General features: G+C 65.4%; 9 protein-coding genes. 8 read left to right on the top strand and 1 reads right to left on the bottom strand.

Annotation, left to right across the window (positions count from 1 at the left end; translation table 11 throughout):
• The 8 genes from Q8N40_RS19130 to Q8N40_RS19095 form a co-directional block, all read left to right on the top strand.
• Positions 1 to 306: DUF2147 domain-containing protein (locus Q8N40_RS19130; protein WP_305712917.1), on the top strand; the 306-nt coding region annotated here is incomplete at its 5' end.
• 234 nt (positions 307 to 540) lie between these two features.
• Positions 541 to 858, top strand: a complete 318-nt coding sequence (locus Q8N40_RS19125; protein ID WP_305321188.1) for a hypothetical protein — start codon at positions 541 to 543, stop codon at positions 856 to 858.
• Between the two features lie 199 nt (positions 859 to 1057).
• Entirely contained in the window at positions 1058 to 2458 is a 1401-nt protein-coding gene (locus Q8N40_RS19120; protein WP_305712916.1) for a TAXI family TRAP transporter solute-binding subunit, read from the top strand.
• Between the two features lie 262 nt (positions 2459 to 2720).
• On the top strand, positions 2721 to 3407 hold the full coding sequence (locus Q8N40_RS19115) for a L,D-transpeptidase (RefSeq protein WP_305712915.1): 687 nt from the start codon (positions 2721 to 2723) through the stop codon (positions 3405 to 3407).
• A 273-nt stretch (positions 3408 to 3680) separates the two neighbouring features.
• Positions 3681 to 5249: a DUF4403 family protein gene (locus tag Q8N40_RS19110; protein ID WP_305712914.1), complete on the top strand. Its 1569-nt coding sequence runs from the start codon at positions 3681 to 3683 to the stop codon at positions 5247 to 5249.
• 189 nt (positions 5250 to 5438) lie between these two features.
• The gene (locus Q8N40_RS19105) at positions 5439 to 6098 is read left to right on the top strand and encodes an ABC transporter ATP-binding protein (RefSeq protein ID WP_305318556.1); all 660 of its coding nucleotides are present in this window, start codon (positions 5439 to 5441) and stop codon (positions 6096 to 6098) included.
• The gene (locus Q8N40_RS19100) at positions 6095 to 8458 is read left to right on the top strand and encodes an ABC transporter permease (protein WP_305712913.1); all 2364 of its coding nucleotides are present in this window, start codon (positions 6095 to 6097) and stop codon (positions 8456 to 8458) included. Before Q8N40_RS19105 ends, Q8N40_RS19100 begins: the two co-directional genes overlap by 4 nt.
• Before the next feature lie 2 nt (positions 8459 to 8460).
• Complete coding sequence (locus Q8N40_RS19095) at positions 8461 to 9654, top strand: efflux RND transporter periplasmic adaptor subunit (protein WP_305318552.1); 1194 nt, start codon at positions 8461 to 8463, stop codon at positions 9652 to 9654.
• A gap of 303 nt (positions 9655 to 9957) precedes the next feature.
• On the opposite strand, the gene Q8N40_RS19090 is transcribed toward Q8N40_RS19095, so the two are convergent.
• The gene (locus Q8N40_RS19090) at positions 9958 to 10170 is read right to left on the bottom strand and encodes a dodecin family protein (RefSeq protein WP_305318551.1); all 213 of its coding nucleotides are present in this window, start codon (positions 10168 to 10170) and stop codon (positions 9958 to 9960) included.
• Positions 10171 to 10577: the final 407 nt, after the last annotated feature.

The raw sequence follows: 10577 nt of genomic DNA, 5'->3' as shown, positions 1-10577 counted from the left end.
CCCGCCGCCGCCGCGCCGGCGCCGGCCACGCCGCTCGGCATCTGGGCCACCGAGGAAAACAAGGGCAACGTCCGGATCGAGGAATGCGGACAGAACCTGTGCGGCTACGCCGTGAAGACCGGCAAGAAGATCCTGATCAACATGAAGGCACAGGCGTCCAAGTGGACCGGCACGATTCACGACCCCGACAGCGGCCGCAATTACGACTCGACGATCGCCATGAAGGGCACCAATGCGCTGCGGGTTCAGGGCTGCGCCTTTGGCGGCATGTTCTGCGGTGGCCAGACCTGGAAGCGCGTCAGCTGAAGCCGCGATCTCAGAAAGCCCTCGCGGATTTCCGCGAGGGCTTTTTTGTTGGCCGGACGGCAATGGTTAACGATCTCTCGCGACGACAGCGATGAAACAAATCTCAACACGACGAAACCAATTTGCGGGTTTGACGCAAACCTCCTGAAACGGATGCCGGGTAGGTTGTTCACCAGGAAACGCCGGAGACCGGCGCGTGGCCTGCAAGTTCTGGGCGCTCACAAGGGGACATCGATGATTTTTACTGGTTCGAACAATGGCGGCTGCAGATTGCTGGTCGCCACCGTGCTCACCTTCGGCATGCTGACGACGGGCTCGCTGGCCCACACGGCGGAGCAGGAGCAGATGTGCGCCAGCGACGCGATGCGGCTCTGCAGTTCGGAAATTCCCGATGTCGACCGCATCACCGCCTGCATGCACCGGCAGCGTGCTGCACTGAGCGCCGGCTGCAAGGCGGTATTCCGCAAGGAGACACCGGCCGCCACTGCGGTGAACTACACGCCATCGAAGCCCGGCAAGCCGATCAATCTGGCGCCGGCCCGGGTAAAATAATCGACGCGATCGATCGCACCGGAATCCAAGGGCCCGCCGGCGCGCCGGCGGGCTTTTGCTTGCGCGTTCACCGAACCTGCGGAGGTGCCCGGCCGGCTGCGCCCCCGCGACTGCCGCGGGCGACTTGCCTACGCGGCCGTAAAGCCTGTTTTTCGTTTTTCGCGCCGGGTTCATGTTTTTCGTGTAGCGTGGCCGGATCATGTCATCATCGAATCCCATCAACTCCCCGGACACCCCGCCCAGACGCCGCAAGCGAAAGGACTATTCGCTGCTGGTGCTGGCCGCCGGCATCTTCCTGTTCGGCGCCGCCGCTGCCGGCCTCTATTACATCCTGCAGCCCGTCACCCTGCGCATCGCGGTCGGCCCGGCCGGCAGCGACGACCAGAAACTGGTGCAGGCGCTGGCGCAGACCTTTGCCCGCGATGGCAGTTCGATCCGGCTGCACCCGATCACCACCGACGGCGCGATCGAGAGCATCGCGCTGCTGGCGGCAAAAAAGGCCGACCTTGCGGTGGCGCGAGGCGATCTGGATTTGCCGGCCGATGCCCAGTCGGTCGCGATCCTGCGCAAGAACGTCGTGGTGCTTTGGTCGGTGGCCGGGCTGCCGGCCAAGGGTGCTAAGAAACCGCCGGCCTCGAAAATCAAGGAACTCGGCGATCTCCCCGGCCATCGCGTCGGCGTCATCGGCCGGACCAAGGCCAACGTCACTTTGCTGCGCGTGATCCTGACCGAATCCGGCGTCAATCCCGACAAGGTGGCGATCACCCAGTTCGCCACCAACCAGATCGCCGAGATGGCGCGCGATCCGACCATCGAAGCCTTCATGGCGGTGGGCCCGCTCGACAGCAAGATCACCATTGAGGCGATCGCCGCGACCGCGAAGGCGCGCGGCGAGCCGAAATTCCTGCCGATCGAGGTTTCCGAGACGCTCGCCAAGAAGCACCCGCTCTACGAGGCCGAGGAAATCCCGGGCAGCACCTTCAGTCCGTCGCCGGCGCGCCCCGAGGACAAGATCGACACCGTCAGCGTCAACCACCTGATCGTCGCGTCGAAGTCGCTGTCGGATACCGCGGTCGGCGGCTTCGTCCGGCAATTGTTCACCGTGCGCCAGTCGCTGGCGAGGGAAGTGCCCGCGGCGGCCAAGATCGAGAAGCCGGACACCGACAAGGACGCGGCATTGCCGGCGCATGCGGGTGCGGCGGCCTATATCGACGGCAATGAACGCACCTTTCTGGAAAAATATACCGACTATGTCTGGGGCGCGATCCTGGTTCTTTCCGGGTTAGGATCCGCTGGCGCCTGGCTGCGTCATTATTTCAAGCGGGATGAACGCGAACAATATTCCGAACATCGCGACGACCTGCTCGCCATCATTTCCAAGGTGCGGTTGGCTGAATCCCCGGACGAACTGACCGCCATGCAAAATGAGGTCGACGGCGTACTGCGGGAAACGCTGGACTGTTACGACGACGGCGCGATCGAGGAAGGCGACCTGGCGGCGATCGGACTCGTGCTCGACCAGTTCAACCATGCCGTTGCCGACCGGCGTATCGCCATCGGCCTTGTCGTCCCCGAACCGGCGCGGATGCGGGCGCTGTAGGGCGGCGACGACGCACCGGCTCGCCCCGGGCCAGACCCCTTATAAATCTTTGAAAAAAATCGATAAAAGCTTCAGCGGCGAGGTCGGGACCGACTAACCGTGCGCCGCTTTGTCGGCCATGAAACCGCAATGAAACAATTCTTAAGCCGACGAAACCAATTTGGCGACATTGTGCAAACCTCCTGAAACGCTTGACCTGTACTGATCTTCCCAACGACGCGCCGGGGGCACTGGCGCGCAGGGCGCTAAACAGGGGTCGATCATGTTCAACTCAGCCAGGCTGAATTCACGCCTGTTTGCCGCAGCACTCGGTGCGCTGGCAATCGGCACATTCGCAGTTTCCGGCTCCGCCGTGGCGGCACCCGTGCAGCTGTTTCCCTTCCTCATGTCGCCTCCGGCGCAATCGGCTCCGCCGGTGCAGGCTCAGCCTTCCGACGATGACGAAGGCCCCGTGCGCGAGATGCCGGCGCGCCTGAAGCGCCAGGTCGTCAACTACGCCAGCCGCGAGGCGCCCGGCACCATCATCATCGATACCCCCAACACCTACCTCTATTATGTGCTCGGCGGCGGACAGGCGATCCGTTACGGCATCGGCGTCGGTCGCGAGGGCTTCACCTGGTCGGGCGTGCAGACCGTGACCAGGAAGGCAGAGTGGCCGGATTGGACCCCGCCCGCGGAAATGATCGCGCGCCAGCCCTATCTGCCGCGCTACATGGCCGGCGGCCCCGGCAACCCGCTCGGCGCCCGCGCCATGTATCTCGGCGGCACCATCTATCGCATCCACGGCACCAACGCGCCGCACACCATCGGCACCCACGTCTCCTCTGGCTGCCTGCGCCTGACCAATGAAGACGTCACCGACCTCTATTCGCGGGTCAATGTCGGCACCAAGGTGATCGTGCTGCCGATGGACCGCCGCGCCGACAACATGAACGGCAAGCGGGGCTGATTTCCAAAATCTGCGAAGACATGAAAAATGGCGCGGTCTCCGCGCCATTTTTTGTGTCGAATCGCAGGTGGACAAAGGCGCGCTCTTCGCGCCGTGCCCACCACCTTCATGATGAGTCGCAAGGCGGCCTGCTTTATCCGCTGATACACCGCTGGTGGGCACGCTGCGCTTTGCCCACTCTTCGGAAAGCGCCGCTCTGGCGCCCTCCGCACCCGCCGTGTAAACTCCGCCGTTGAAGCGTCCGGGGGGACAATGCGTCTGCCGACAAGTCTGATGCGTCTGCCGATTGGTCCGAAGATGATCCTGCTCGGGGCAGCGGCGCTCGCGGTCTCGTTTTTCGCCAGCCTGAAAGCGATGGACTGGGTGGCGCCGCGCGGCACGGTCCGCGCGCCGGTGCTGGCCGCATTGCCGCCGCTGCCGCCGGCCCCGCGCGCCTCCAGCATCATCGCGCCGGTAGCGATCGCGCTCGGCGCCATTCGCGAAGCCGCCGAACGCGGCGCGCCGCGTACCTTCGCCGGCAAGGCCGACAATCCGGTGACGTCGATCCTGCAGAATGCCGATATCGGCTGGACCGCTTCGCGCGGGCCGATTGCCGCGACCGGCGCCCAGGACGTGCTGTCGCTGGCGACGCCGCTGACGGGAACGCTGAACGTGACCGGCTCGCTGTCGGCGAAGGCGACCGGCGCGGTCGGCGATGCGCTCGGCGGCCTGCTCGGCGGCGACCTCGGCAAGAAGATCGGCAGCGTCAACATCAAGAACCTGAACGCCAGCGCCGAGATCAAGGGCAACGTCGTCATCACCGCGCGGCCGAAGCTGGCCGCCGCCTGGCGCATCGAGCCCAACCTGGCGGCGCAGGTCAATCTCGGCGACACCAGCCTCGTGGTGGCGGGCGCGCGCGTCAACGTGCCGGCGCAGGTCAAGCCGCTGATCGACAAAACCGAGGCCGAGCAGATCGCGGTGGCGCAGGCGCGGATCCGCAACGATCCGGCCCTTGAGCAGAACGCGCGCATTCAATGGGCCAAGGCCTGCCGCTCGATTCCGCTGCAGGGCACCGGCGCCACATCGACGCTGCCGGCGCTATGGCTGGAAATGCGGCCGACCCGCGCCATCGCAGCGCAGCCGCGTGTCGATGCCTCGGCGATGACGCTGACGCTCGGCATCGAGGCCGAGACCCGCATCACCCCGGTCCAGACAAAACCGGACTGCCCGTTCCCGGCGACCATTTCCATCATTCCGGCGACGCCGGGGGGAGTGAGCATCGGCGTGCCGATCGACATGCCCTTCACCGAGATCAACAAGATCGTGGAGGCGCAGTTCGCCGGCCGCACCTTCCCCGAGGACGGTTCGGGCGCGGTCGACGTCATCGTCAAGCGCGCCACCGTCGCAGCCTCCGGCGACCGGCTGCTGATCTCGCTTCTGGTCAACGCCAAAGAGAAGAAGAGCTTCTTCGGTTTCGGCGGCGAGGCCAATGTGCATATCTGGGGCCGGCCCGTGCTCGATCAGAAGCAACAGACGCTGCGGCTGACCAACATCGAACTCGCGGTCGAATCCGAAGCCGCGTTCGGCCTGCTCGGCGCCGCCGCGCGCGCGGCGATGCCACATCTGCAGCAGGCGCTGGCCGACAGGGCCACCATCGACCTGAAGCCGTTCGCCAGCAATGCGCAGAAGAAGATCGCCGCCGTAATCGCCGATTTCCAGAAGAACGAGGACGGCGTGCGGGTCGCCGCCGAAATTACCAGCCTGCGGCTCGCCGAGATCGCCTTCGATTCGAAGACGCTGCGCGTGATCGCCGAAGCCGACGGCACGATGAATGTCTACCTCTCGGCGTTGCCGGGGCTGTGAAGCGGCGTCTCCCGGGGATCAAATTGACCTGTCTCAAGCGGCGGCCGGCCCAATGCGTTATCGATGATCGGCCGCGCATCGAAGCGTGCAGGCAGCAAGCAGGACATCGTGGCGCTGAACCAACCCCGGCAGCAAGGCGAACCGCGTCGCGTGGTATTTCAGGCCCGCGATCTCTCCAAGACCTATGTTATGGGCGAAGTCGAGGTCCACGCACTCAGAAACGTCGATATCGATATCTATGAGGGCGAATTCATTGTCCTGCTCGGCCCCTCCGGTTCGGGCAAGTCGACGCTGCTCAACATCCTCGGCGGGCTCGATGCGCCGACCGGCGGCCAGGCGCGCTGGCGCGACCATGACCTTGTCGCCGCCGACGACGCCGAACTGACCCGCTACCGCCGCGAGCATGTCGGCTTCGTGTTTCAGTTCTACAATCTGATTCCGAGCCTCACCGTGCTTGAGAACGTGGCGCTGGTAAACGAGATCGCCGACAAGCCGCTCGATCCCCGACAGGCGCTGGCGCTGGTAGGCCTCGACCAAAGGCTCGATCATTTTCCCTCGCAGCTTTCCGGCGGCGAGCAGCAACGCGTCGCGGTCGCGCGCGCCATCGTCAAGTCGCCCGATGTCCTGCTGTGCGACGAGCCGACCGGCGCGCTCGACTACGAGACCGGAAAGGTCGTGCTGGCCGCGATCGCCCGGGTCAACGAGCAGCTCGGCACCACGACCATCATCATCACCCACAACGCGGCGATCGCCGGCATGGCGGATCGCGTCCTCCGCCTCGGCGGCGGACGCATCGTCGGCGAGGAGCGCAATGCGCGCCGAATGACGCCCGAAGAGGTGAGCTGGTGACCCTGCTCGATCGCAAGCTGATGCGGGATATCCTTGCCATGCGCGGGCAGGTGGTGACGATCGCGCTGGTGGTCGCCGCCGGCATGGCCGTATTCATCGCCTCGATCTCGACCTATGATTCGCTGCGCGCCGGACGCGACCGCTTCTATACTGCCGCGCGCTTTCCGCAGGTCTTCGTAACGCTCAAGCGCGCGCCGCTCTCGGTAGTGACGCAGCTCAATGAAATTCCCGGCGTTGCCGCGGTCGAGCCGCGCATCGTGCGCGATGTGATTCTGGACTGGCCCTCCGCCACGCTGCCGGTTTCGGCGCGAATGGTCTCGCTCACGCATGCTGGCGGCGAGCCGCTGGCGCGGCTGCATGTGCGGCGGGGCACCCCGCCGGAGCCGGGCGACACGAGAAGCGCCGCCATCAACGAGGCTTTTGCCGAGGCGAATGTGGTGAAACTCGGCACCGACGTGCCGGTCGTGCTGAACGGCCGCATCCAGAACTTTCGTGTCGCCGCCGTCGCGCTGTCGCCCGAATATGTCTATGCGGTGAAGCCGGGGGTGCCGATCCCGGACGACCGCTTCTATGCCGTGCTCTGGGTCGATCGCAGCGCGGCGGAAGCCGCCTTCGACATGAAAGGCGCGTTCAACGACGCCGTGGTGTCGCTGACCCCGGGCACCGACCCAAGGCAGGTGATCGACGAACTCGACCGCCTGCTCGAGCCCTACGGTTCGGTCGGGGCCATCGGCCGGCGGGACCAACCCTCGAACCGTTTCCTCGAGGACGAACTCAACCAGCAAAAGGTGATGTCGATCACCATTCCCTTCATCTTCTTCGGGGTAGCGGCGTTCCTGCTCAACGTCGTGCTCGGCAGGCTGGTGACCGCGCAGCGCGAGCAGATCGCCGCCTTGAAGGCGCTCGGCTTTCCAACGACTCCGCTGGTGCTGCACTATCTCAAGCTGGTCGCGATCGTCGTTCTGTTCGGGTCGGCGCTCGGCCTGGCCGGCGGCCTGGTCTTTGGTGAGGCGATGGTTGCAAGCTATCACGGCTTCTTTCACCTGCCGGCGCTGGTTTTCGAATTCACGCCATGGTCCGCGGTTGCCGGCTTCCTGATCAGCTTTGCGGCGGCATCGCTCGGCGTCGTGACGGCGCTGCGAAACGTCGTCGCGCTGGCACCGGCCGTGGCGATGCGGCCGGCCGCGCCGCGGCGTTTTCACCGCTCGTGGATCGAGGGGCTGCTGTCCGCGAAGACGCTGACGCCGCGGCGTGTGCTGGCGATCCGCAATTTTGCCGGCCGTCCGCTGCGCAGTGCATTTACCGTCATCGGTATTGCCCTCGCCGTGCCGATGGTGGTGCTCGGGCTGTTCTGGCGCGACGCCATCGACCAGATGATCGAAGTCCAGTTCAACCTGGTCGAACGCGGCAACGCCATGGTCACGTTCCCCCATCCGCTCAGTCGCACCGTCATCGGCGATCTCGCCCGCGAGCCCGGCGTGCTGGTCGCCGAAGGCTTGCGATTTGTCCCGGTTCGCCTGCGCGCCGGGCATCGCAGCTATCTGACGTCGGTGATCGGCCTGCCGATCAACGGCGGACTGCGGCGTCCGCACGATGCCGCGCTGCGTCCGATCGACGTGCCGCCCGATGGCATCACCCTCACCCGCCGGCTGGTCGAGCGGATCGAGGTCGCGCCCGGCGAGACCGTGACGATCGAGGTGATGGAGGGCCGGCGTCGCAAGATCGACCTGCCGGTCGGCGCCATCGTCGACGAGACGATCGGGATGTCCTCCTACATGGAGATCGACACGCTCAACCGGTTGACCGGCGAAGGCGCGGTCGTTTCGGCCGCATCCCTGTTCGTGGAGCCGTCGGCGCTACCGGCTTTGTCACGGCGCTTCAAGCAACTGCCCGTGATCGAATCGGTGGCGATGAAGAGCTACACGCTGAGCTCATTCCTGGACAAGATCGCGGGCATCGTTCTCGTCAGCGCCGGTATCCTCACGGCCTTTGCCTTGATCGTCGCGGTCGGCGTGGTCTACAACAGCGCCCGGATCGCCTTGCAGGAGCGCGCCTGGGAGCTTGCCAGCCTGCGGGTGCTCGGCTTTACCCGGGCCGAGGTGGCGCGGATCCTGTTCAGCCAGTTCGCCGCCGAAATCGCCCTGGCTATTCCGATCGGGCTGATGCTCTCGCAGGGCGTCGTCACGCTGATCGCACGGTTTCATTCCAACGAGAGTTTCCAGATTCCGGGAGTGGTGGGGCCGCGAACCTATGTGGTTGCGGTCGCCATTGTCGTGGCGGCTGCGGCGGCCAGCGCTTACATCGTACGCCGCCGGGTCGACCGTCTCGATCTGGTCGCGGTACTGAAGACGAGGGACTGACGATGCGGATCACGGCAGGTCGTGTGGGATTGGCGCTGGGCGCACTGGCCGCGGCCGCAGGCATCGCCTGGCTTGTGATGCCACAGCCGGTCCCGGTCGAAACGGCGGCCGTCACCAAAGGACGTTTCGTCGCCAGCATTAACGAGGACGGCAGGACCCGCATTCGCCAGCGTTATGTCGTCGCGGCCCCGCTCGCCGGCCGCCTGACGCGGGTCACACTCAAGGCAGGCGACAAGGTCGCCGCGGACGATGCCGTTGCCGCCATCCTGCCGCCGCCGGCGCCGCTGCTCGATCCGCGCAGTCGTCGCGAGGCCGAGGAACGGCTGGGCATCGCCGAGGCCGCGCTGGAGCGCAGCAATGCGACCGTCGAGCGGACGCAGGCCCAGGCGGATCAGGCCAGGACCGATCTCGATCGCACCCGCACGCTTGCCGCGAGCGGCGCGTCGACGGTGCAGGCACGCGAACGCGCCGAACTCGCCATGCGGGTTGCCGATCGTGACCTTCGGGCCGCGGAATTCCAGGCGCATGCGGCGGACCACGAACTCGCTCAGGCCAGGGCGCTGCTCGGCCGTTACAAGGATGGCGTGGACGGGCCGACCGAACCCTGGAGCCTTACCGCGCCGGTTTCGGGCGTGGTGCTGAGGGTCGCGCAGGAAAGCGAGACCGTGGTGCAGTCGGGCATGCCGCTGATGGAAATCGGCGATCCGCGCGACCTCGAAATCGTGACCGACGTTCTCAGCACCGATGCGGTTGAAATCCGTCCCGGCGCGGATGTGACCATCGAGCATTGGGGCGGTCCGGGCACACTCTCCGGGCGGGTGCGCCGGATCGAGCCCGCGGCGTTCACCAAGGTGTCGACGCTCGGCGTCGAGGAGCAGCGGGTCAATGTTCTTATCGACGTGCTGTCGCCGCAGCAGCAATGGACCGGCCTCGGCGACGGCTATCAGGTGGACACCAGGATTACCGTATTCACGCATGACGACATCGAGATCATCCCGGCCGGCGCGCTGTTCCGCCGTGGCGACAGCTGGAGCGTCTATGTCGCCGAAGACGGGCGCGCGCAACTGCGTGCCATCGATCTGTTGCGGCGCTCCGGCGGGCTTGCGGCGGTGAGCAAGGGGCTCGCAGCCGGCGAGCGCGTCGTCATTTATCCCAGCGATCAGATCAGCTCCGGCGTCCGGGTCAGCCTGAAGTGAAACGGCGATGGCGTGTGGCGCGGAAGCCGGCTGACTATCGGCGTTTTCGAGACAGGTTGCCGGGAATGCTACAAGAGGTGCGGTGACTTTCGTATGGATCTCGACGAGATCGATTGCTTCGGCGAGTTGCAGCTCTCTCATTGAGTGATCGGCCTATTGCACTTGGCCCCGTGATGCTGTTTCGGTAGGGATCGCGTCGGGAAGCACTCCGGACATACAGACCACTCGGAATCTTCCGACGAACAATGCGCAGCCTCACCGGGTGAGTGAGGCCGCGATTGCTGCTGGATGTCGCCCGCGAGATCACCCCTCGAACTTGAACGAGACCTTGAGCTTGGCGCGGTAGGCTTCGATCTTGCCCTTGGCGTCGAGTTGCATGTCGAGCTGAACCACTTCGGCGACACGCAGATCGCGCAGCGATTTGCCGGCCCTGTTGACGGCGGCCGCAGCCGCCTTTTCCCAGGAATCCTTGCTGGTGCCGACCAGTTCAATGACCTTGTAGACACTCTCTGCCATTGTCGTCCTCCCGTTGTTGTCAGGCAGGCAATTGCTCCTGCCGGATGGCAAGCCTAGCATCGGGATACCAGCGCCGAAAGGATGCGGCGCACCATGCTCCGCTTGGCGCCGCCGGGGTCGCGCGAAGCGACGGTTGCGACGAGCAAAGCGGACCAGCGAGTTCGGGCGGCAACACGGTGCTGCGGAGCGCGGCTTGCACGCTGCGCCGCACATTTTTTCAAACCGCTATTGTACGACCGCGATCAGAAGCCGCCCCAGTAAGGTGGTGTTCTGTAATAGCGATGCAGTTCGGTTTCCTGCGAGCGATCGCCCCAGTCGAAATCCTTGTCGGCGCGGAACGACGGCGCGCGCCGCAGTTCCTCGTCGTCGATGTCGAGTTCGTAGGCTTCGAACCTGGTATTGTACGC

Origin of the sequence: Bradyrhizobium sp. (assembly GCF_030693485.1) — a bacterium.
Classification (GTDB): domain Bacteria; phylum Pseudomonadota; class Alphaproteobacteria; order Rhizobiales; family Xanthobacteraceae; genus Bradyrhizobium.
This window is presented reverse-complemented; position numbering and strand designations above follow the sequence as displayed.

Bases quoted from the DNA above. Each gene is read 5' to 3' on its own strand.
- Q8N40_RS19125 (WP_305321188.1), top strand. From the start codon at position 541: ATGATTTTTACTGGTTCGAACAATGGCGGCTGCAGATTGCTGGTCGCC.
- Q8N40_RS19120 (WP_305712916.1), top strand. From the start codon at position 1,058: ATGTCATCATCGAATCCCATCAACTCCCCGGACACCCCGCCCAGACGC.
- Q8N40_RS19115 (WP_305712915.1), top strand. From the start codon at position 2,721: ATGTTCAACTCAGCCAGGCTGAATTCACGCCTGTTTGCCGCAGCACTC.
- Q8N40_RS19110 (WP_305712914.1), top strand. From the start codon at position 3,681: ATGCGTCTGCCGATTGGTCCGAAGATGATCCTGCTCGGGGCAGCGGCG.
- Q8N40_RS19105 (WP_305318556.1), top strand. From the start codon at position 5,439: ATGGGCGAAGTCGAGGTCCACGCACTCAGAAACGTCGATATCGATATC.
- Q8N40_RS19095 (WP_305318552.1), top strand. From the start codon at position 8,461: ATGCGGATCACGGCAGGTCGTGTGGGATTGGCGCTGGGCGCACTGGCC.
- Q8N40_RS19090 (WP_305318551.1), bottom strand. From the start codon at position 10,170: ATGGCAGAGAGTGTCTACAAGGTCATTGAACTGGTCGGCACCAGCAAG.